Raw genomic sequence first — 23,924 nt, 5'->3', positions numbered from 1 at the left:
GTGAATTGTATTATTTGTTACTAATCTTTTACTCGTCGATATCGCCGCCTGTAAATTCATCAATGTCTCCGCCTGTATCGTTAACTTCTGTTTCATTTCCGGCTAATAAGCTATCATCGTTTAAGTCTTGCTCTGTGCATGATGTGAATATGGTAACTAATAGTGCTAATAAGAATGTAATTTTTAATGCTTTCATGTTATTTATGTTTTTAAGGTGAATTGTATTATTGGTTACTAATCTTTTACTCGTCGATATCGCCGCCTGTAAACTCATCAATGTCTCCGCCTGTATCTGTGTTTTCTGTTTGATCTTCTGCTAATAAGCTATCGTCGTTTAAATCTTGTTCGGTACATGATGTGAATACTGTTACTAATAATGCTAATAAGAATGTGATTTTTAATGCTTTCATTTTCTTCGTGTTTTTAAGGTTTATTTTAAATTTTGGCAAATGGATTCCTGGCCCTATAATTTGTACGAATTAAAGGGTAAAAAACTGGTAATTATCTTAAGATCAGTGAAACAAAAGTACAGAAGAAAACTTTTAAATTTTCAGTAAAAAAAGGATTTCCCGTAAAAAACATGCAAAAAAAGGCTTAGCCTTACTGAAAAAATAAGGTTATTCTTGCGCAAAATGCATTACATCGATAATCGGTCGCGACGAAGACCTAAAAAAAATGATAATTGAAAGTAAAACTCTACAGAAAAAGCTAAAATTAGCTATAAAGTCGATTTATTTTTAACAATACTCGTCTTTACAATCTTAGTTTTCACATCTGCGTTGGCAGGTAAATTTTGCATGCGAGTAATTAACATTTGTGCAGCACTTACTCCAATTTCTTTTGCGTGCTGACGAATAGTTGTTAATTTAGGGATGGTGTGGTTAGAATCCGATTTACTTGCAAAAGCAATTACCGAAAACTCTTTGGGTACTTTTAAACCTAGATTTATTGCTGTATTTAAAGCAATAACTCCAGAAGAACTATCGGCTGCTATAACAGCATCAACCGTTCTATTCTTTTTTAGGAAAGACTTTATTTTTTTCTGATGATCGTCTTTTTTTCTTTTTATCTTTAAAACTAATGGCTCTTGTACGCCGTGTTCTAAAATAGCTTTATTATAGCCACGCTCACGTAACTTACCTACACTAAGGTCGTTAATATTACTAATAAATACAATATTTTTTCTTTTTTCTTTCAACAAACTCTTAGTTGCATTGTACATCGCATCAAAGTCATCAACTATAACCTTGTCGCACATGACATCGTGAGCAACACGATCGAACATAACAATTGGTAAGCCTTGACTAATGGTTTTTTTGAAGTGTTCAATTTCATTATTAATTTGTGTTTCTTCAGCAACCGATAAAATAAAACCATCTACACTCCCATTGGCAAGTAATTGTAAACTTTGTTTTTCTTTCTCTAACGATTCATTCGATATACATGTAATGATATTGTAACCATGTTTTGCGGCTTCAATTTCGATACCAAAAAGGACTTTGGCCAAAATTCTGTTTAAAATGTTTGGGATAATAACACCTATAGTTTTGGTTTTATTATTTTTTAAACTTAACGCTACTTTGTTCGGTTTGTAATTGTACAGTTCTGCAAGTTCTTTTACACGTCTCACAGTATCCTCTCCAATTTCTTCGCTATTATTTAAAGCTTTTGAAACTGTAGAAATTGAAACGCCTAATTCTTTCGCTAATTGTTTTAATGTAACCATACAAGTTTTGAGATATAAAGAAGTGCAATTTACAAAAATAGTATTTTCAAATTACCTTACTCAATATAAGTTATAATTATTTTATACCAGTAGTTCTTATTGTTTAAATTATATTTTTTCAATTTACTGATATTCTGATTAATTATTAAAAATAGAGATCCTTTTGCGATTTTTTCTTAAACAGCATTTACTTTTATTAAATAAGTATAATTTTGTTGCAAACAATATAGCCAACTCACACTAAATTCATTAAAATGAAAACAAAAATTTCAATTGTATTTTCCTTTCTATTTTTCTCAACCCAACTCATTTTTAGTCAAATAAACGGAAAAATCATTGACGGGGATATCAACGCACCTTTAGAATACGCAACAGCAGCACTTTACAAAAAAAACACAGAACTTGTTACTGGTGTTATAACTAACACAGAAGGTGAGTTTTCATTAGAAAACATAAAACCTGGAAACTATTATTTAGAAGCTTCTTTTATGGGATACACATCTTATCAATCGGCAACTATTTCGGTTAACAAAAAGGGACAGGCTATTAACTTAGGTACTATAAAATTAACTTTAGGTAGCCAACTAAACGAGGTGTTGCTAAAAGCAGAACGTTCTGCAGTTGTTCATAAAATTGATAGACAAGTATTCGATACCAAAAAATATCAAAATGCCGAAGGCGGAAATGCTGTAGATGTTATAAAAAACCTACCATCGGTAACTGTAGATGGCCAAGGCGAAATTAGTGTTCGTGGCAGCAAAGGTTTCACAGTTTTGGTAAACGGAAAACCAACACAAGGCGACGCCGCTTCTATTTTAGCTCAATTACCTGCAAATGCTTTAGAAACCGTAGAACTAATTACAGCGCCATCTGCAAAGTACGATCCAGAAGGTAAAGGTGGGATTTTAAATATTAAAACAAAACAAGGAGCTACCAACGGCACCTTTGCTCAAATAAATGCTCGCGGTGGTTTTCCTTCTATAGAACCTTATGATACCAAAGTAGCAGCACAACGTTATGGCCTTGATGCTACCGTAAACAAACGTAGCGACAAATGGAATATCTCTCTTGGTGCCAGTTACCAACGTAATGATAAATCGGGACGAAGAGAAGGTGATATGTTTATTGTAAACCAAGCTGAAGATAAAACAACCTTTTTACCTTCGGATGGTGAACGTAGTTTTGACGACATTAGCTATAACGGACGTTTTAACGTCGATTTTACACCAAATCCAAACGATGAGTTCTCACTAGGTTTTTTCGCCGGAAAACACACTAAAGAAAGATTAGCAGATATTGTTTATTACGATAATCATGCGGTGTCTCCAATTGGAACAGAAAATAGATTGTATACCTTTGAATATTACAACCACAATTTAAGAATTAGAAAAGGAGATTTTGCCTTAGGAAGTTTTGATTACGCACACAAGTTTAACGATAAATCTAAGCTTTCTACTTCTTTTTTATATGAATATACTTTTTTAGGAGGCCCAACAGTTAATGATAATTTAGGCCACCCGGATAACTCGATTATCTATCAACAAGAATACAACACCAACGACAATCCGCTTTACGGAACCCGTTTTAACTTAGATTATGCTTGGAAACCATTTTCTTTCGGAACTATAGAAACAGGTTACCAATACAGAGACATCGACCACAAAGGAGAATTTGTTTATGAGCGTGATGGCAACTTAGTGCCAGAATTCTCTAGTGATATTCAATTAAAACGTGCCATCCATTCGGGTTATGCGCAATTAACAGGTAAAAAAGATAAATGGGATTATGCTGCTGGTGTTCGCTTAGAGTCTATGGACAGAACCTATACTGAAGCTTTAAAAAGCGAAACCACAACCAATTTATACGAGTATGATTTTGTGAAATTATTCCCTTCAGCTTCTGTACAATTTGCTGCAAACGATAAAACAAATATTAAAGCCGCCTACAGTAAACGTGTTGAACGCACCACTACCTTAAAAATGAATAGTTTTGCCGAGCGCGAACATTCTGAAGTTTTTGAGCAAGGTGATAACACACTATTACCAGAATTTATAGATTTAGTTGAATTGGGTATTACTAAAAAATTAAAAGATGGAAACTCCGTATACGCAACAGCTTATTTCAGACATACCGATAATGTAATAAACCGAGTAAACACGTTAGCATACGAAACAAATGGCGCCGTAATCGATAGCGTTATAAACCGTGTATATTCTAACGTTGGAAAAAGTAACGCAATCGGTTTAGAGTTTGGAGCAACCATTAAACCAACTAAAAACTGGAGTAATGTTTTTGGTGCCAATGTGTATAATTATGCTATTGATGGTGTTTTAAATTTTAACCATAGAGATGGTATTTCTCGTATTTATGATATCGATACAGAATCAACCATATATTCCTTCAACGTAAATTCTACTTACTCGTTTTGGGAGAATGCATCCCTTCAATTTACATTGAATTACCTATCTGCTAGAAACACCGCTATGGGCGAAGATTCTCGTTTTTACTCACCTAATTTAGCTTTTAGAAAAACATTTCTCGATAATCGTTTAACTGCAACGCTACAGTGGCAAAACATAGATATGGGTCTATTAAATACAAACGAGCAACGTATTACAACCTCTAGACCAGACCAATTTTACACCACAACTAATTATGTTTACGAAGTAGATATGATATCTCTAAACCTATCATACACATTTAATACGGTAAAAAATAAATCTAAATTTATTGATAGTGAGTTTGGTAAAAAAGAGTTTTAATACCCTTTAATAAATTACATATGAAATCCTGCAAGACCGTTAAGTTTTGCAGGATTTTTTATTTTAATATTTAACTAACATCGCTCTCAGTTCTAGTTTGTATTTTTGTTTTTTTAAAAAAATTATATGAATTTATCTGAAGTTAAACTTGTTGTCACCGATATGGATGGCACTCTATTAAACAACAATAGTGAAGTAAGCGATCGTTTTTTTAATCAATTTGAAGAATTAAAGAAGCGAAACATTCATTTTGTTGCCGCAAGCGGAAGACAATATCAAAGTATTACACAAAAACTTGACACCATTAAAAGTGATATTTCGATAATTGCTGAAAATGGCGGATTAATGCAACATAACAACGAAACTAATGTTTTATTGAAATTAACTCCAGAAGATGTTTTAAAATCTATTGAAATTCTTCGAGAAGTTCCGGGCTGCTATATTGTTTTATGCGGAAGAAAAGCGGCTTATATTGAAACGAACGATTCTAAATTTATTTCAAAATTCAATGAGTATTACGCAGCTTATAAAATTGTTGACGACTTAATTAAAGTAACCAACGATGATTTTATGAAGATAGCTGTTTATCATTTTGAATCTTCCGAAGCTAATATTGTGCCTCATATTTCAAACATTGAAAAAGACTATCAAGTCACGGTTTCTGGTTTAAACTGGCTAGATATTTCTCATAAAGACGCGAACAAAGGTTATGCACTAAGCATGCTTCAAAAGGAAATGGGAATTGGTAAAAATGAAACTATGGTTTTTGGAGACTATAACAACGATTTGCAAATGCTAGAGCTAGCTCATTTTAGTTACGCCATGCAAAACGCACACCCAAACGTAAAAAGAGTCGCTAATTTTGAAACCAAAAGCAATATGGAACAAGGTGTAGAAACTATTTTAGAAACCTTAATACAGAGCGTTAAAATAGATTAGATATTACGAAACTCAAATACCTTAACTAAATTGAGGTGTTTCATTATAAGAAATAAAAAAAGCCTTTCATTTTTCAGCTAAGAAAAAGAAAGGCTTTTTAATTTTTAAAGCAGTATTCTGCTTATTTTCTAACAGCTTCAATAATAGCTAATGCAGCCTTTACATCTTGCTCTAATTTAGCATAATCTTTATTCGCTATAATATCTTTAGAAATTAATTGAGATCCCATTCCAACGCAAGTTACACCTGCATCGAACCATCCCGATAAATTTTCTTTAGTTGGCGAAACACCACCAGTTGGCATAATGCTTGTCCAAGGTTGTGGGCCTTTAATTCCTTTTACAAATTTTGGTCCGTATAAATCACCAGGGAAAAGTTTCACGATTTCGCAACCTAACTCTTCAGCTCTTGCAATTTCAGTTAAACTTCCACATCCAGGAGACCATAAAACTTTTTTACGGTTACATGCAATTGCGATATCTTCTCTTAAAACAGGAGTTACAATAAAGTTTGCTCCTAAAGCCATATAAAGAGATGCTGCAGCACCATCGGTAACAGAGCCTACACCCATAATCATACCTGGTAATTCTGCAATAGCATACTTAGTTAATTCTCCAAAAACTTCGTGAGCGAAATCGCCACGAGCTGTGAATTCCATTAACCTTGCACCACCATCGTAACACGCTTTTAGTACTTTTTTACTCAGTTCAATATCGTTATGAAAAAACAAAGGAATCATTCCTGTATCTTTCATGGCTTGAGCCACTTCTAATCTTGAAAATTGTGCCATTTTTTTATATTTATTCGTTAAGTTAAATAAGCTGTTAAGCTGTTGATTCGCAAATAACGACTCAACAGCTTAACAAATAAACTTATATATTATCTTGCAACACGTCCTGAAGCATCTCCACCCATAAGTTTCTCAACTTCGGCAACGGTTACTAAATTCGCATCACCTTTAATAGTGTGTTTTAAACAAGATGCAGCAACTGCGAAGTCTAATGCATTTTGATCATCTTCTGGGTATTTTAATAATCCGTAGATTAAACCTCCCATAAACGAATCTCCACCACCTACTCTATCTACGATATCAGTAATTTGGTATTGACGTGTTTGTAACATTTCTTTTCCATCATATAAAACGCCTGCCCATGTATTATGAGATGCAGAGATAGAACCTCTTAAAGTAGTAATTACTTTTTTAGCTCTTGGGAATTTCTCTGTCATTTGCTTACAAACTGATAAGAAAGCTTCAGCTTTAACATCATGTCCTGCTGTTTGAACAGCTGCTCCATCTGGCTTAATACCAAAATGCATTTCTGCATCTTCTTCGTTTCCTAAAACGATATCACAGTAAGATGTTAACTCAGTCATTACAGCTTCTCTATGAGCATCATCACAGTAATTCCATAATTTAGCACGGTAGTTTAAATCTGTAGAAATAGTAATTCCTTTTGCACTAGCAGCTTTTACAGCTTCTAAACATACATCTGCAGAACCTTGAGAAATTGCAGGTGTAATTCCTGTCCAATGGAACCATTCACATCCTTCAAAAACATCATCCCAGTTAATCATTCCTGATTCAATTTCAGCAATTGCAGAGTGTGCACGATCATAAACCACTTTAGACCCTCTTGATACAGCACCAGTTTCTAAAAAGTAAATACCTAAACGATCTCCACCGTAAACAATTTTGTCTACACCAACACCTCTTTTACGCATTTCCATCATAGCACATTCGCCAATATCATTCTTTGGTAAGCGTGTTACAAAATCAACATCTACACCATAGTTTGCTAAAGAAACTGCTACGTTAGATTCTCCTCCACCATAAACAGCGTCGAAATTATTTGCTTGTGAAAATCTTAAAAATCCTTGAGGAGCTAATCTTAACATGATTTCTCCGAATGTTACTACTTTACCCATTTTTTAAATACTTATTTGTTTTTATTAAAGCTGCTTAAACGTTTAACCAAAAATTTAAAAATAAATCAAAACCTTATATTTTAAATACCGTGCTTTGATTCTAAATACTAACTCTGTATATTTGCTTAAACGTTTAAGCAAATATATAAAAAATTTCATTGTGAAAAAGAAAACAACCATAAAAGATATTGCAAACGTTTTAAATATATCTGCTGCCGCGGTTTCAAAAGCACTTCACGACGACTCTAGAATTAGTGATAAAACAAAAAAAGCGGTAAAACAAGTTGCGAAAAACTTAAACTACCAACCTAACCATTTAGCGAGTGCTTTAAGAAGTGGTAAAAGTAATTTAGTGGGTGTTATTGTACCACGTACAAATAGCAACTTTTTTTCTTCGGTAATCCAGAACATGGAAGAGGTTTTAAATAAGGCAGGTTACAACATCATCATTACGCAATCTAACGAATCTTACAAAAAAGAGTGCGCTAATATCGATACCCTATTGTTTACACAAGTAGACGGCATTATAGCCTCGATGGCCAATGAAACTGTAGATTTAAGTTATTATGAAAAAATAAAATCGAAAGGCATTCCTTTAATTCTTTTTGATCGTGGTGAAAACGATTTAAATGTGGACTATATAGGAATTAACGATTACAACAGCAGCCACATGATTGTGGAACATTTGGTAAAACAAGGCTGTAAACGCATTGCCCATATTGGAGGTTTTAAGCGAACCCGGATTTTTAACAATAGAATTCGAGGTTATGTTGATGCTTTAGAAAAATACAATTTACCACAAGATCCAGAACTATTAATTGAAAGTAGCTTAACTACTGAAGATGGTAGAGAAAAAATGACTGAACTATTAGCTTTAAAAAATAGACCAGATGCTGTTTATGTTGCTGGAGATTATGCTGCTTTAGGTGCTTTTCAGGTTTTAAATGAACAAAAAATTAAAATGCCTGAAGATATTGCTTTAGTTGGTTTTGGAAATGAAGCTTTTACAGCCATGGTTTCTCCAACAATTACTAGTATAGAACAACACAGCTCGGAAATAGGACAACAAGCTGCTAAAACGTTTTTAAAGCACGTTAAAAAAGAATCGTTTACACAAACATTAAACAAGATTATTTTAAACGCGGAACTGATTATTAGAGACTCTTCTAAAAAACAATAAAGCGCCTTTGTAGTTAAACAAAGACGCTTTATAATTTTGATTAAATCTGTAATTATCTAGATACCTAAAGCTTGTCCACCACCAATTTGGATAGTTTCAGCTGTTATAAAAGAAGCATCTTTACTAGCTAAGAAAGAAACAACACCAGCAACTTCTTGCGGCTCACCTAATCTACCTAATAAAACACTGTTTGCCCAAGAAGCAAAAACTTCTGGTTTAGTAGCTTTAATTTGTGCGTGGAAAGGTGTATCAATAGTACCAGGAGATACTGCATTTACTCTAATTCCGTATTCAGCTAAATCTTTAGCTAAAGCTCTAGTGATAGATTGTACTCCACCTTTAGATACTGAATAAATTCCAGCTCCAGGTCCTGCACCATTCCATGCTGCATTAGAAGTATAGTTAATTATACTAGGGTTTTCACTTTTCTTAAGAAAAGGAATTGCTGCTCTTGACGCAAAAAATACTGAATCTAAGTTTAAAGCCATAACAAATCTGTATTGTTCAGTTGTCATTTCTTCAAATCTAGCTCTAACACCAATACCTCCAGTGTTGTTTACAAGAACATCAATTTTCCCGTATTTCTCACCAATTTTAGTAATGTTTTCAGTTACTGCTTCGTCTTTTGTCATATCAAATCCGAAATATTCAGCAGTAATTCCTTCAGCAGTAAGTTCTTCTACACGTTGTGCACCTATTTCATCTTCAATACCGTTTAATATTACAGTAAATCCGTCTTTACCTAATCTTTTAGCTACTTCGAAACCAATACCACCTGTAGCTCCTGTTATTACTGCTACTTTTACACTTGAATTACTCATATCGTTTAATTTAAATATTTAATATACTTGTTTGATGTTAATTAATTTTCTCTACTTGTTCTATCTTTCTGATTAAGATAAATATTGACAATACTGCCATTGGAGCTAAAACAGCAATTACAACAAAAGCTGGTGTGTATGACACTTCTGCTATCAATGGAATTAAAAAGTTCATTATAATTACTGAAAATGCAGCTACTGTTCCTGCTAAACCAGCTAATGTACCAACCGATGGTCCTCTTAGTAAATCACTAGATATTGTTTGAATATTCCCGATTGCGAATTGAAATCCGAAAAGCACAACACTAACTATATAAATAAAAGTCATTGGGTTTTTCTCTGTTACTAAGAAAATAATACCCAGTAGGCCTAAGAAAATTAAAGAACATCCAATTGTAATTGTAATTTTTCTAGCGGCATCAACAGTTTTACTTTCCATTAGTCTACCAGAGTACCAACCTCCAATTAAACTACCGGCCATACCTCCTAAATAAGATATCCATATAGTCGATCCAATTTCTGCAATACTAAACCCAAATTTAGAGTGTAAGTATAAAGGCATCCAACCTACAAATAACCACCAAATTGGTTCTATAAAAAATCGAGATGCTAATACGCCCCAAGATTCTTTGTAACTTAATATTTGAAGAACACTTAATCCTTTTTCTTTAACTTTTTTCACCTCTACAGAAGCAATTGCTTCTGTTCTACTATTCATAATCAAGTTTCTCTCTTCATCTGTAATCCAAGGGTGTGTTTCTGGAGTTGTTTTATTGATAAACAACCATGGAATTACCCATAATAAACCAATTGCACCAATAATGATAAATGTAGTTCTCCAACCAAAATGACCGTATAAATAAGCAATTAATACTGGAGCGATAACACTACCTAAAGAGGCTCCTGCATTAAAAATACCTTGCGCTATAGCACGTTGTTTAACTGGAAACCACTCGCCATTACTTTTCACAGCTCCTGGCCAGTTACCTGCTTCACCTAGTCCTAAAAGTGCTCTAAACAATGTTAATGACACTAATCCTCTTGCAAATGCATGGAATATAGAAGCCACAGACCATACTACTATAGATACTGTAAAACCCATACGTGTACCAATAATATCGTATAACTTACCCGATAAAAACTTACCTAAAGCATAAGTTATCATGAACACATTAAGCATAATAGCATAATCCGATTCGTCCATGCCCAAATCCTTTCCCATTTCTGGCCACATTACACCAAAAGCGGTTCTATCAATATAATTAATAACTGTAGCAAGACAGATTAAAGATATTATCCACCAACGTAAACCTTTTACTTTCATAAGTTTATTATAATTAAGTTTAATTTAAATATTCGATTATACACCGAACACGTTATTTTTCAAATGAGGTTTAATTTATTTAACCTTATAACAATATTGATATAGTATTTTAAAATGATCCTTCATTTTTTGTTTGGCTAATACGGGGTCTTGCTTTTTTATAGCATCGTAAATATCATTATGCTCTTGAATTCCTACAACTGCCTGATCGATATTACAAACATGATACTTACCGAAATCGATAATTATTTGCGGTGTAATAGTTAACATAAACATGTTTATGGTACTATTTCCGCTAGCCTTTGCTATAGCTAAATGAAAAAGTAAATCTTCTTGCACAGCATCTTCTCCAGACAAAGCTTTTTCTTTATAAGCATCTAAGGCCTCCTTTATATTTTCTAAATCTTCTTCTGTTCTTCGTAAAGACGCTAGCCTTACTGTTTTTAACTCCAACAAAATTCTTGTTTCTACTAAAGATTTGAAATCTGATGATTCTAATCTTAAAATATCATCAATCATTCCATTCATAGCAATTACACCAATGTTTGCTACAAAAGTTCCGCTTTGAGGAATAGATTTTAATAAGCCATAGAATTCTAATTTCTGAATAGCATCACGAACATTAGAGCGTGTTACTTCAAACTTTTCAGATAAGGTTCGCTCTGCAGGTAATTTATCTCCAGGCTCCAAGTTTTTAAAATTGATAAGATCTCTAATTTTACCAATTATATCGTTTTGAACTCTCTGACTTTCGCTTATTGTAACTACTTCTAACTTCATATGTTTTTCAATTTAATGACTACCAATTGGTTAATATTTCTTTTAATTAACCAAACAACGGTGCTAAATTTAAACAAAACGATTAAGTTCTTAATCTTGTTTTATCTAGTATCTTTTTTCTAATCTGATCAAAATAGATTTTTTATTATTTTTTAATGACTTACTTCTAATTCGTAGTACTTAATTTTAGAATAAGAGCCTTCATCTCTTGATTGGAAATAATTTCCTGCCTTAAAATAGTTTTCGAAAACACCCCACTTTCTCATATGAACATCTTCGTAAACCTTGTACTCGTTATTGTTTAAAACAATAACCATTTTACCTTCGGATACTTTAACTTCTAACGTAAATTTTCTAAAACCTACTTCTTGTTCAAAATTAAATCCATCATCGTCATCCCAAGCGTCTTCATGCAATAAAGCTTCACCGGTTGCACTTAAATCTTTAAGCACTTTAGTTTTCACTCTAATTTTACCTTTATCCCAATATATTTTCAAAATTGGAGGTGCATTATTATCTTTTTGACCAATTAAATCTCTTTGTTCATTTGTTAAACGTCCATGGATTTGCATGATAATAGTTCTATGGTATTTCCCTTCTGAATCTTTCGTAGTTTCTCCCATGGCAAGTTTCCCTTTCATGTTAGCACCATCTGCAAAGGTCCAGTTTGTGTTATTATCACCAGGAACCATTTGCTCTCTTAATTCAGACCTTGTGTACTTTGTATTTGCCGTTGTGGCATTACTAGGAAAAGAATAAAACACTAATGCTCCACTAGTAGAATCGTTATACATATAAGGTATTAACCGCTCATCTGTAGCGTAATTCAAAATTTCAGGTGGCTCAATATTCATTGCTCCTCCTTTTTTGTTTAGCTCAGGTGTTGTAACACTCCAATGACTCAAATCTATATTCGGAAGCTTTACCTTTTTCCTTTTTTTCTTCTTCTTTTTATTTTCAACTTTAATATCCGAATCTGAAACGTTGCTTTTCTGTGCTTGACAAGCAACGTTTCCAGATAGAATTATTGATAATAATAGTACTAATAGTTCTTTTCGGATGTTTTTCATTTTATATCTATTGATTAAAACCCTGGAGTTTGAATTGAAACATCATCTAAAAACTGATTATTTGATGAAGAACCAGCATCCGGAACCGCATAAAAAACAGCAGTTGTTGAACTAGCAGTAAAAGTAAAAGTATATTCCTTGTATGAATCCTCTTCATCTGAAACAACATAAACGGCATCACTATTTCCTGTTAAATCAGTCTCATCCTGAACTTCATTATTTAATATGTACACGGTAAAATCTTCCGTTCCTTTAGTTCTAACAAACATTGAAATAGTATATTCTACACCAATTTCGACAGCAAAAGGCTGATAAGCTCTACGATCATCACTATCAAATTTTAAAGCATAAGTACCGGAATTCTTAGTTGAAGTAATCCCTCCTGCTTTCTTTCCTAAAGCCTTCAGACCTGCGTTAGCCCATGTATATGGACTATCTGTTATTCCGTCTTTTAATACATTAGGAGGATCTAATTCCCAAGCATCATTATTATCATCTTTATTCTCTGTAAACTCATCAATTGAACCATTTAGAATCTCTGCAGCAAAAGTTGCATTAACTCCTGTTGCGTTCCCATCTTGATCGAACCCAGGTGTTTGAATCGATACATCGTCTAAAAACTGATTATTAGCTGAAGAATTATCATCAGGAACCCCATAAAACACAGCAGTTGTTGAACTCGCAGTAAAAGTAAACGTATATTCCTTATATGAATCATCAACATCTGAAACAATATAAACAGCATCGCTATTTCCTGTTAAATCAGTCTCATCCTGAACTTCATTATTTAAGATATACACTGTAAAATTTTCTGTTCCTTTAGTTCTAACAAACATTGAAATAGTATATTCTACGCCAACTTCCACAGCAAAAGGCTGATACGCTCTACGATCACTACTATCAAATTTTAAAGCATACGTACCGGAATTCTTAGTTGAAGTAATCCCTCCCGCTTTCTTTCCTAAAGACTTAAGACCGGCATTAGCCCATGAATAAGGACTATCAGAACCATCTTTTAATGTATTTGGAGGATCTAGTTCCCATGCATCATTATTATCATCCTTATTTCCTGTAAACTCATCAATTGAACCATTCAAAATTTTTGCAGCAAAAGTTGCTTGAACACCTCCTACAGGAACACCTTGTGTAATAGTTTTAGATACACCGGCATCATTTGTTGTGGTTAATGTAACTTCATAACTACCTTCGCCAGCATAAACATGTATTGGGTTAACCTCTGTTGAGGTAGTACCGTCTCCAAAATCCCAACTATGAGAAACTGCTAATATTGATGCATCTGTAAATTGTACGCTAAAACCTGAAACGGCAAATGTAAAATCAGGAATTGTTGATAACACTAATCCTTCAACACTTTTAGACGCAGAAACTTCAACACCCAAAAAAGTAGTTGCTGTAAGTGTTGCTGTAAATGTTTCAGCTGTTTTATATATATGTACAGGATTAAAATCAGCGTCTTCTTCTGAATCTTCCAAATCCCATTCTAAAGTTTCTCCATCACCAAAATCCCAAACTAATGATTTAGCACCAGAGGTTAAATTTTCAAAAGTAACTTCCGAGTCTATCGTAGCCAGGTTAAAATCAACAAAAATAGGTGCTACATTTGACGAATCTGTAGCAACTAAACCATCAGAACTTTTTGTCGTTAATGTTACTGTATATTCACCACCTACAGTATAAGTGTAATCAGGGTTTGCTTCAGTTGATGTATTACCATCTCCAAAATCCCATAAATAAGAAGCTGCGTCTGTTGAATAACTTCTAAACACAAATGACATCGTATCATCAGCACTTGTACTTGTTGTAAACAAAGTATTTGGTTGAATATTATTTACATTTCCGGTTGGTGGTATAAACTCATCATAACCACTATCATAACATGAGGTAAGACCTAAAAACATAGCGCAGAGCATAAAAACACTCCTATTGAATTTTTTAAATATTTTGTAATTCATAATATTAAATTTTAGAAGGTTTATTGTTTAACTGTTATATCAAATGCATCTAATCTACTTTCAACACCAGAATTGGTAAGTAAAATGATTACTTTTTCATTTTCTCCTGCTTCAAAAGTTATTGCATGCTTTTTGAAAACATCACCTACTCTACCTACATTATTATCTGTTCTTGAAGCAATAATATTTGCGGCTAACTTAGCCTCATCTAAACTTGTTGCATTTGTACTTACTATAGATACAGTAACATCTCCAAAAGCATTTTCTTCAAAGGCACTAAAGTAAGTTAACACATAGGTTGCCCCTGGAGTAACCTCAATTTCTTGATAACCTATTCTAGTTCCATCTGCTGGAAATTTCGATGCTTGCAATCCATCAGGTAAAACACCTTCTGCTTTTGAATTAATTTGAAATACACTACCCCAAGCACTGCTACTAGGTGCTCTCCAAGAATCTCTACCATCTCCAGTGCCGTCAAACAAACTATTATCCTCAAAACCAGGTTCTCCAATTTCTGGTTGTGGTATTGTTGGTACAGCTTGATTTACCGTAACTATTTTTTCTGTATAGTTAGATTTACCAAGATTATCTGTTACTGTTAAACCAACTGTATAGTCTCCAGGACCAGGGAAAGAAAAAATTAATTCTTGATCTTGCAATGTGGCATCACTTAACTCATTAATTTGATTTTCTAAATCAGAAATATTTTGTAATACCTCGCCTGAAAGCGCTGCCTCGGCTGCTATTAATTGTGCTTCAAAGTCTACAATTTCTGCATTTAAGACATCTATCTTTGCTTGATTAGTTTCGCATGGTAATTTAAACTCACGCTTAGCGATCTCTTTTTCAAGAGCCACAACCGCAGCTCTTTCTGCTTCTATTTTAAGTTTTAGAATTGGTAAATCTTTATTAATAAAAGTAACTCCTTCTGCCGGAGTTATTGACCACTCATACATTGTTCCATTTACTGCTAAATTAGAACCGGCTTGGAAATTAAAATCATAATTAGCCCATTGTTCTACTTTTTCACAGTTGAATTCAGAAGATGTAACATCTGTTAAATTGTAAAACGGCGTTGGACCTGTAATATCCTCTAAATCTCCTACATTGGCTAAGTCATCGCTGACACAAGAAGTTATAGATACCATAGCACCTAAAACTATATACTTTATATTATACAAATATTTATTCATAATTATCAGGTTTTAGTATCCGTTATTTTGTTTATAGAAGTTTGGTAAATTATCTATTTCTCTTTGTGGAAAAGGAAGATATTTCTTTTCGTTTGTAAAGAACAAACTGTTTTCATTTGAAAATGTTGTTAAAACATCATCAGCTTTACCAAATCTAATTAAATCGTACAAACGTTGATTCTCGTAAACAAACTCAACACGTCTCTCGGCCAATAAATCAGCCTTTGTTAAGTTAACTACTTCTTCTAGACCTGCTCTTAATCTTACTTTATTGAAAGCATCAATAGCTCTAGAATCTGTAGTACTATCATCGTTTCCTAAAATAGCTTCTGCATATAACAATAACACATCGGCATATCTTAAAACAATCCAGTCATTGTCTCCAATCTCCCCATTTGTTGGGAACTTAACATTAAAAGTATCTTTTGTATTATCTATTAATGTTGCACTGTAATCTAATGCATTAACACTAGCATAGAATCTTACAGGTTGTAATTCAGGCGTCATAACCTCTAAAAAATCAAGAGTTGCAATGTTTACACCATTTGACGGTCCTTGTAGCGTCATAGCAAAACTATGTGATTCTGAATCCGTTTGTACTTGATCATCTAAACCACTATCACTAGTTACATAATTATCACTACTCACTAAATCGTAAGCTATTGAAAAAATAACTTCATCATTAATCTCTAGAGCTGAACTATTTGACCAAGATCCGTCAAGAGCACCGTCAGTATAACCATCAGAAATTGTATTTCCTAACACATGCCCATAATCGATTACTAGGTTGGCATAATATTCAGCATCAGTTAAAACATCTGTAGTAGGGTTTAAAGGATCTGCATTAAACTCAAACTGATCAGCGTTATTTCTTTCGGTAAAAATTAAATCGTAATTATAACTTGTATTGTTTTCGATAACAGAAGCTAATAAAAGTTCAGCCTCACCATAATTAGGGTTAGGTTGACTCAAATACGCTTTTGCAGCTAAACAAATAGCAGCACCTTTAGAAGGGCGGTATCTGTTTTGCACACCACCATCTAAATAAGCAATAGAAGTTTTAAAATCATTAATGATTTTAGCATAAACATCTGCTTCTGGTAATTGTGGATAATCTAAAGCTTCATCCTTAGTGATATCTAAAACTTTATCAATATAAGGTACATTTTGATATGCTCTTACTAAATTAAAATGACATAAGGCACGCATGAAATAAGCTTCGCCTACAGTATACTGCTGGTCTTCTGGTGCTAAAAAGCGATTGTCGATAATAGTATTGGCGTGTTTTATTGTAGCCATATTATTAGAATAATATGTTGCAACATCGCCGTTATTAGGATCTACATTATAAGCGTTAATTGCAGGAAAATTTCCGTTTTCTGAATTTGCTCTAACATTATCCGATCTTAACTCGATTAACAAAAACTCATTTGCCGGAACTTTTTGATATGCATCTAAAACTCCATTAGATAGTAATTGAAAACCGTTATTGGTTTGTAGTAACTCCTCTATTGAAAGTGCTGTAGGGTTACTAAGATCAAGTTCTTTCTCGCAACTTGTAACTAAAGCTACTACAGAAAAACTTACTAATATTTTTTTATATATATTTTTCATAACTAATTAAAATTGAAAGTTAACCCCTGCTGAAATTGTTCTAACTAAAGGACCATCTCCTCTTTGGTAACCTGATGTTAATGGCGTATTTGCGTTATCAGATGTTTGACCTGAAGCATCCGGATTAAATCCTTCATACCCTTTAGCAGTAAAGAATAATAAATTCTCACCAGTGATATAAAACCTTAATCTATCAATCTTATTTTTTGATGTAAATGATTCTGGTAATGAATAACCAAATGTTACATTTCTTAGAGTTACAAAAGATGCATCTTGAATATGATCATCTGTAAACCTTCTATGTACCGTTAAATCTCTATCCGGAAAACTAGCTAACTCATTTACTGCAGACTCACTAGCATAATACAATTGATCTAAATCGGCAACTCTTACTTCCGCACCGTGAGATCCTTGCCATTGGAAAGAAAAATCGAAATCTTGATATCTGAAATCAGAATTGAATCCCCATGTAAAATCAGGATAAGGGCTTCCTAGTTCCGTTCTATCTTCATCATCAATAATACCATCATTGTTTAAATCTTTAACATAAACATCAGCAAAATCATTATTGAACCTATTGAAAGGATTATCTACCCATTCTAACGGGATTTCCTTTTCGTAAACCCAACCGTAAAAAGAAGTTATTGGCTGTCCTACTCGAGCAATAAATTGCGTTGCTCTAGTATCTTGTGCTATTTCAGAAATAATCTGATCACTTTTACCTAAGCTCTCAACCGTATTTCTGTTTAAAGAAAATTGACCAGATGCCGACCAGCTAAAATCTTCAGTAGTAATAAGTCTAGAATTCAATTCTATTTCAATACCCTCATTTTTAACTTCACCTATATTCTGTAACCAATTATCTGTACCGTAAGAACTAGGTACTGGGGCAAAAAGAATTAAATCTTCACTTGTTCTTGTATAGTAATCTAAGGTTAAATTTAATAGGCTTCTACCAAAAGTAATATCGATACCAGGGTTAAATTCTATTAATTTTTCCCATCCTAAATCTTGATTTGCTAAAGTTAAGCCTTTAACACCTGTTTGACCGTTGTAACCAACAGTACCAAAAGTCTCTTCAAATCTGTAAAGCGACTGAAAGATATTGTTTGAAATTTCATTAGAACCTGAAACACCGTAACTCGCTCTTAACTTTAAAAATGTTACAAACTCACTAGATGATAAGAAATTTTCTTTTGACATTACCCAACCTGCAGAAGCTGCTGGAAAGAAACCAAATCTTGTATTTGGACCAAACCTTGTACTACCATCTCCCCTTGCTGATACTTGTAATAAGTATTTTTCATTATAGTTATAATCTATTCTACCAAAATAAGATACTAACTTATCGGTTCCATTATCTGTATAAGTAGTACCGCCATCCGCAAGTGCTATATTATTATTGAAATCATTTGTATAACCAACAGCTTCCGTTTCTTGTACGAAGAAATCACGTTGTGTATACTCAAAACCAAGAATAGAATTTAAATTATGTTTACCAAAATTCTTTTTATACTTAAGAAGTGACTCAAAAGCAAATTGATTTAACTCGTCTCTACCTTCTGCACGGTAAGATTCTTGATCTCTATTTTCTTGTCCGTATAAATAATCGGCCTCATTAGACTTATTATGTCTAAAAACACCAGAAACAGTTTGTCTAAAATTAAGACCTTTAGCTAATTCAAAATCAATATAAGATGATGCATTTAAACTTAATTTTCTCTTTTTTCTAGATCTCTCTAAGAAATGCACTAAAGGATGTACGTTTTTAGTTGTAGATAAAGTTAAGCCACCCGAAGTTAAATCGCTAGCCACTGGTAGCCCTGTATTAGGGTCTCTAAGAATTTGTCTAGGATTATTTGGGTCTTGTGTAAAAACATGATCAAAAGCTCTAGAAAACCCATAACTTCCTTCTTGAAGGTTTTCAAATAGTTTACCTGCATCTGTAGATGTGCCTACATCTGTAGAAAAATTAGTAACATACTTCAAATGCTCTTCATTTAAGTAAAGTGGCACATGCCCCATTTGCCTTAATGGATCTGTAAAACGCGCTGGTAATTTATTTTGATCGTTGTAGTTAACATTTAAGTTAGCTCCAAACCTAATTTTCTTATTTTTAGATTTACTATCAACCTTTATTCTTGCATTGTATTTTTTGAAATTATCAGTTAATGCAATTCCTTCATCTTCAAGATAACCTAGAGATGCGGTATAACTCGTTAATTCAGTCCCACCTCTTACAGCTAAAGAGTGACTAGTAATTACACCACCATTAAAAACTTCATCTTGCCAGTTTTTTTCACCTTCTCCAAGAGAAGCAATAAAATCCATGGCTTCAAGTTCGGCATAAGCCGTGTTGTAATCCCCTAGAATTCTATCATAGTTCGGACTATCTGTAGCTATACCATCAATAACACCCTGTAACCCATTTAACCTTGCTCTTTCATCAGCAATTGTTGTGTTAAAGTTATCGTTTTTATTAGCATACTTATACCCCATAAACGTGTTATAAGAGAATTTTGTTTTCCCTGCAACACCTTTTTTAAGCGTTACCAAAATCACACCATTTGCACCACGAGAACCGTAGATTGCAACAGATGATGCATCTTTTAAAACACTTATTGATTCAATATCATTATTATCAATAGAACTTAAAATATCAGCATCTGTACCTAAAACAATACCATCAACAACAATTAAAGGTGCCGATGAACCTGTAATAGATCCTGGACCTCTTAATGTAATTTTAGGATCACCACCAGCTTCAGATGATGCAACTTGAATTCTTAAACCAGCTACTTTACCTTGAAGCGCATCTTCTACACGCGCAACAGAAACATTTTCAAGATCTTTTCCTGAAACCTTTGATAAAGCACTTGTTATTGTTTTTTGTTTTTGATCTCCATACCCAATAATAACAACTTCGTTTAATTGAGCAACGTCTTCTTGAAGTGAAATATTTAAAGTTTTCTGGTTTGCGATAATAATAGTTTGAGACACAAACCCTATATAAGAAATTTGTAGAATATCACCTTCTTCAACTTTTATCTCGAAAGCACCATCAAAATCGGTAGAAGCCCCTTTTGATGAGTTTTTAATGATAACATTTACCCCTGGAATAGGAATGCCATCTGTCGCCGAAACAACAACACCTTTAAGTTGTATGCTGCCCTGCGCAAATAAAGTAATATTGAATACCAACATCACTACTAAAATTAGTTTAGACTTTAAATTCATAATCAATTTAGTTTAATTTTTATTTGGTTTGGAATTTTTACTCCAAAATTAATTGAACCATTTAATGTTCAAAAAACTTGATTATTTTAAGAGATATTTAACTCTTAAAGCAATCCAAAAAACAATATGAACTAACTATAATCTTAGTAATTTTGTAGAACACATGTTTTTATTACTGTAATGGCATGTTTTAATTTACTTCCCTCCTAAAAGAAGTAAATCAATTAAAAAAGGATGGGCGCACACCCGTCCTTTTTTTTATTATCTCCTTTAAAGCTATAGAACTTTAAATTTTTGTTTTTAATAATAAAATCTGGTTGACCAGATTGGTTTACCAAATATATACAAAATTTTGTTAATTCTAGCCTTTTGATATATTTTAACTAAAAAAAATGTTAAAACTATATCGAAGCATTTCTGTAAAACCATTCGAAGCGAGTTTAAAAAGCATAAATTTTATAGCCTTTTAAACTTACCGAATGGTTCTAAAAATTATCTAATTATGCTTTATCTCCAAAATATGATACTTCACCACCACTTAAAAAATCTTCTCTTACGGGGCTAAACGTATCAATTAGCTCACCTGCTTCCAAACAAACGGCACTATGCAATAAATTAGGCTCAATATATACACCATCTCCGGCTTCTACAATTTGCTTTACTCCATCAATTTCAAATTCAAATTTCCCCGAAGCACAAAAAGTAGCTTGCGTATGAAAATGTTGATGCGGAGAACCTAATGCTCCTTTCTCGAATTTCACTCTTACCATCATGATTTGATTATCGTAACCTAAGAATTTTCTTGATACTCCTCCACCAAGTTCTTCCCATTTCATGTCTTTTGTGATGACGTACTTTTCACTAAATCGATTCATTTTTTTTTGTTTTTATAATTTATTTAATCGTACTAAAACAAGAGCATATCAAAATATAATTCTTGTTGTTTATTCTGGTTTATTAATTTAATTCCTTTAAAGTAAAAGCTCCTGTCCATGAAACAACTTCACCTCCAATAGTTACTTTATGCTCCGAACCTGCTTTATTATCCAAGTTAGAGATTACAAATAGCTTTGTTTTATTATTATCTGTTTCAACTTTTACAGCCGTGTATTCCGCAACATCATAAACAACTTCAACATGCTTTACATGGCTATATGCATTTTCGGCAAACTCAGACCTAGCAGTATAAGTTCCATGAGATTCTACAACCGATGCAAAAACAGTATTTTTAGTGTTTGTTTTACGAAGAATAAAAGCAGGTTCGTTACGTAAATTATAATCTGGATCGTTAGCACCTATTTTTGCTAATATCATTTTATCACCTTTAGCAGTTGCAGATGTTATAGAATAAAATTTACCGTTCGATAACCAGGTTAATTTAGCATTATCTCCAACAGAAACACCTTCTGCCTCTTTGTACAAATGTTGGTAACCGTTATCCTTACCAAAAACCGTTGGGGTATTTAACTTATTATATTCAAAATTGGTTTGCATTAATTGTCCCAAATAGTAAAATGGAAAATCGTATTTATTAGATGTATTAGATACTACTTTCATGAAGTCTAAAAGGTACGGCTTAGCATAACTTTCATCATTTATAAACACCACTGTACGTTGCATTTCTGTACCAGGGTATGCGTTGCTTTCTTTAGCACTTGCAACTTGCAGGTTTTTATTAGAAACATCAAACACATACTTATTTGAGTGATGTATACTTCCAATTTCATATTTACCCATAAAATGAGACGTTTCATTCTGGACCAACGTATTATGCGCTATAGATTGCTTAGCCCATGTTTTGTTTTCTTTTAAGTAGTTTCCGCCACCTTTTTGCTCAATATTTACATAACGTGCTAAACCATAATCCTGAAGTACCTCATCACCATCTTCATATAGCGAGTATGATAATTTATCGTAATGCCCATGACTTAACCCTTGTGCTGCATATTTAAAAACAAGTTCTAAATCTTCGCTTCTTAAAATACCAACAGCACCCTCATCTCCGTTTTGCCCATCACTTAGTTCAATAGATTTTTTATCAAAAGGTTTACCTAAACCTTCCTTAATACCTAGAGCAATACTTAAACCTGTATCATCTAAAACAACACGATCCTGCTTTTCTGCAATACTTAACAATTCTGGATTTTTACCTCCAAAATGATAAGCGATATCTACAGCAGTTACCACAGCACTCGTATAATAACTCATTCCTTTTTGCCCATCATTTAATGGGAAAAAATCGCCATCAGCATCACTCAAATTTATAAGCGCATCGACTGCTTTAACGAGCACATCATCTTTATATTCAAAAATATTTAGTTCAGGTTTTACATTCTGAAGCGCTTCAGCAAATATTAAAAAAGGATACATAGCATAACGTTGGTAGTATGGTCCTTCGGTATAATATCCATCTGGTGAAAATGGTTCATCTAAATTACCGTAAAACCCTAATTTCTGTCCTTCTACTTTTATAAATCCGCCATCATTATCTTTCATTCCAACTTTTAAATTGTCAGTTTTCAAACCATTTAAAGCATCTTCTAGTAAAGCATCATTATCCATAGCTAAAGCTATCATACCAACAGCTACATTTCCCCAAGTACTATGGTTGTGCACACGATTAAAAAACTGTGGATTTCCTTCCGAAATAAATTTCGCAAAAGGAATAAATAAATCATTTTCTAAAACATTACGATCTTCTTGGCTCAACCAATCGTAAACACAATCATAAGCTTGCGCTGAATAGACTAACCAGTTAGCATCGTTTAAGCATTGCCAAAACAACTTCCCTCTTGCATAAGATCGAGTTTGTGGATGCACAGGCAGTGTTGGATAAAGCTTAGCATAAGCCATTAACATATCTTTTACGTACGTAGCATATTTTTCATTATCTAAAATTTGATACAAAACCCCTGCCTTTTGCATCATATAGAAGTTCTGCTTGTGTCGTTGGTGCGTATATCCTCCAGAAAAATCTTTGGGAACCGGAACTAGGATTCCAATCTCAATTTCGGCGTCGACCTCAGCTTTCGTTTCAGCCAAACTCTTATCAAAAATCGGGATATTACCTAAATTTGCACGAATATCTTTTACTCCTTTTTTGGTTAAAACCAAACTTGGGTGTCCACTTTCCGCTTCAGTAGTAGCGACTTCTTCACTGGTATTCGCGACTTGCTCTTTACAAGAAAAAACTAACATTAAAACAAGCATGATACTGAGTAAATTGACTCCTAGATTTTTCATATTTTTTCGAAAAAAGTTTAATTGGTTTACCAAATTGGTTTACCAAATATAAGTATAATTATTACTTGCACAAAAGAATGCTGTATAAATTCTAGATTTCAACAATCTTAAAAAACCCATTTACCTAAAAAAGAAT

General features: G+C 33.3%; 18 protein-coding genes. 3 read left to right on the top strand and 15 right to left on the bottom strand.

The features are described 5' to 3' along the window. Positions 1-28: 28 nt before the first annotated feature. From V6246_RS11870 to V6246_RS11860, 3 genes are all read right to left on the bottom strand, one after another. Entirely contained in the window at positions 29-196 is a 168-nt protein-coding gene (locus tag V6246_RS11870) for a hypothetical protein (protein ID WP_341560703.1), read from the bottom strand. Between the two features lie 46 nt (positions 197-242). Then, positions 243-410 carry a hypothetical protein gene (locus V6246_RS11865; protein ID WP_341560702.1) on the bottom strand — a complete coding sequence of 56 codons (168 nt, stop codon included), beginning with the start codon at positions 408-410 and terminating at the stop codon, positions 243-245. A 308-nt stretch (positions 411-718) separates the two neighbouring features. Next, entirely contained in the window at positions 719-1,726 is a 1,008-nt protein-coding gene (locus V6246_RS11860) for a LacI family DNA-binding transcriptional regulator (RefSeq protein WP_341560701.1), read from the bottom strand. Between the two features lie 254 nt (positions 1,727-1,980). Between V6246_RS11860 and V6246_RS11855 the strand changes: the two genes are divergently transcribed. Continuing rightward, complete coding sequence (locus V6246_RS11855) at positions 1,981-4,488, top strand: outer membrane beta-barrel family protein (protein ID WP_341560700.1); 2,508 nt, start codon at positions 1,981-1,983, stop codon at positions 4,486-4,488. A gap of 126 nt (positions 4,489-4,614) precedes the next feature. After that, positions 4,615-5,427, top strand: coding sequence for an HAD family hydrolase (locus tag V6246_RS11850; RefSeq protein ID WP_341560699.1), 813 nt, complete (start codon positions 4,615-4,617; stop codon positions 5,425-5,427). A 121-nt stretch (positions 5,428-5,548) separates the two neighbouring features. Here the strand turns inward: V6246_RS11850 and V6246_RS11845 are convergent, their stop codons facing one another. Continuing rightward, positions 5,549-6,217, bottom strand: a complete 669-nt coding sequence (locus tag V6246_RS11845; RefSeq protein WP_159019085.1) for a bifunctional 4-hydroxy-2-oxoglutarate aldolase/2-dehydro-3-deoxy-phosphogluconate aldolase — start codon at positions 6,215-6,217, stop codon at positions 5,549-5,551. Between the two features lie 89 nt (positions 6,218-6,306). Continuing rightward, positions 6,307-7,353: a sugar kinase gene (locus V6246_RS11840; protein WP_159019084.1), complete on the bottom strand. Its 1,047-nt coding sequence runs from the start codon at positions 7,351-7,353 to the stop codon at positions 6,307-6,309. Positions 7,354-7,510: 157 nt separating this feature from the next. Here V6246_RS11840 and V6246_RS11835 point away from each other — a divergent pair, with 157 nt between their 5' ends. Beyond that, positions 7,511-8,533 carry a LacI family DNA-binding transcriptional regulator gene (locus tag V6246_RS11835; protein ID WP_341560713.1) on the top strand — a complete coding sequence of 341 codons (1,023 nt, stop codon included), beginning with the start codon at positions 7,511-7,513 and terminating at the stop codon, positions 8,531-8,533. A 56-nt stretch (positions 8,534-8,589) separates the two neighbouring features. On the opposite strand, the gene V6246_RS11830 is transcribed toward V6246_RS11835, so the two are convergent. From V6246_RS11830 to V6246_RS11785, 10 genes are all read right to left on the bottom strand, one after another. Then, complete coding sequence (locus V6246_RS11830; RefSeq protein ID WP_159019083.1) at positions 8,590-9,354, bottom strand: SDR family NAD(P)-dependent oxidoreductase; 765 nt, start codon at positions 9,352-9,354, stop codon at positions 8,590-8,592. 37 nt (positions 9,355-9,391) lie between these two features. Further along, positions 9,392-10,678 carry an MFS transporter gene (locus V6246_RS11825; protein WP_341560698.1) on the bottom strand — a complete coding sequence of 429 codons (1,287 nt, stop codon included), beginning with the start codon at positions 10,676-10,678 and terminating at the stop codon, positions 9,392-9,394. A gap of 75 nt (positions 10,679-10,753) precedes the next feature. Beyond that, positions 10,754-11,458 carry a FadR/GntR family transcriptional regulator gene (locus tag V6246_RS11820; RefSeq protein ID WP_159019082.1) on the bottom strand — a complete coding sequence of 235 codons (705 nt, stop codon included), beginning with the start codon at positions 11,456-11,458 and terminating at the stop codon, positions 10,754-10,756. A 152-nt stretch (positions 11,459-11,610) separates the two neighbouring features. After that, complete coding sequence (locus V6246_RS11815; RefSeq protein ID WP_341560697.1) at positions 11,611-12,528, bottom strand: polysaccharide lyase family 7 protein; 918 nt, start codon at positions 12,526-12,528, stop codon at positions 11,611-11,613. Between the two features lie 14 nt (positions 12,529-12,542). Beyond that, positions 12,543-14,501 (bottom strand): PKD domain-containing protein, encoded by a 1,959-nt coding sequence (locus tag V6246_RS11810; protein WP_341560696.1) that lies wholly within the window; start codon positions 14,499-14,501, stop codon positions 12,543-12,545. Positions 14,502-14,521: 20 nt separating this feature from the next. Further along, positions 14,522-15,694 (bottom strand): hypothetical protein, encoded by a 1,173-nt coding sequence (locus tag V6246_RS11805; protein ID WP_341560695.1) that lies wholly within the window; start codon positions 15,692-15,694, stop codon positions 14,522-14,524. Positions 15,695-15,706: 12 nt separating this feature from the next. Then, positions 15,707-17,308 carry a RagB/SusD family nutrient uptake outer membrane protein gene (locus V6246_RS11800; protein WP_341560694.1) on the bottom strand — a complete coding sequence of 534 codons (1,602 nt, stop codon included), beginning with the start codon at positions 17,306-17,308 and terminating at the stop codon, positions 15,707-15,709. Positions 17,309-17,314: 6 nt separating this feature from the next. Next, the gene (locus V6246_RS11795; RefSeq protein ID WP_341560693.1) at positions 17,315-20,545 is read right to left on the bottom strand and encodes a SusC/RagA family TonB-linked outer membrane protein; all 3,231 of its coding nucleotides are present in this window, start codon (positions 20,543-20,545) and stop codon (positions 17,315-17,317) included. Between the two features lie 500 nt (positions 20,546-21,045). Continuing rightward, a complete protein-coding gene (locus tag V6246_RS11790) occupies positions 21,046-21,420 on the bottom strand; it encodes a cupin domain-containing protein (protein WP_341560692.1) in 375 nt (124 codons plus the stop codon). A gap of 82 nt (positions 21,421-21,502) precedes the next feature. After that, positions 21,503-23,788: an alginate lyase family protein gene (locus tag V6246_RS11785; RefSeq protein WP_341560691.1), complete on the bottom strand. Its 2,286-nt coding sequence runs from the start codon at positions 23,786-23,788 to the stop codon at positions 21,503-21,505. Positions 23,789-23,924 lie beyond the last annotated feature (136 nt).

The organism is Algibacter sp. TI.3.09 (genome assembly GCF_038154905.1).
Classification (GTDB): Bacteria; Bacteroidota; Bacteroidia; order Flavobacteriales; family Flavobacteriaceae; genus Algibacter.
This window is presented reverse-complemented; position numbering and strand designations above follow the sequence as displayed.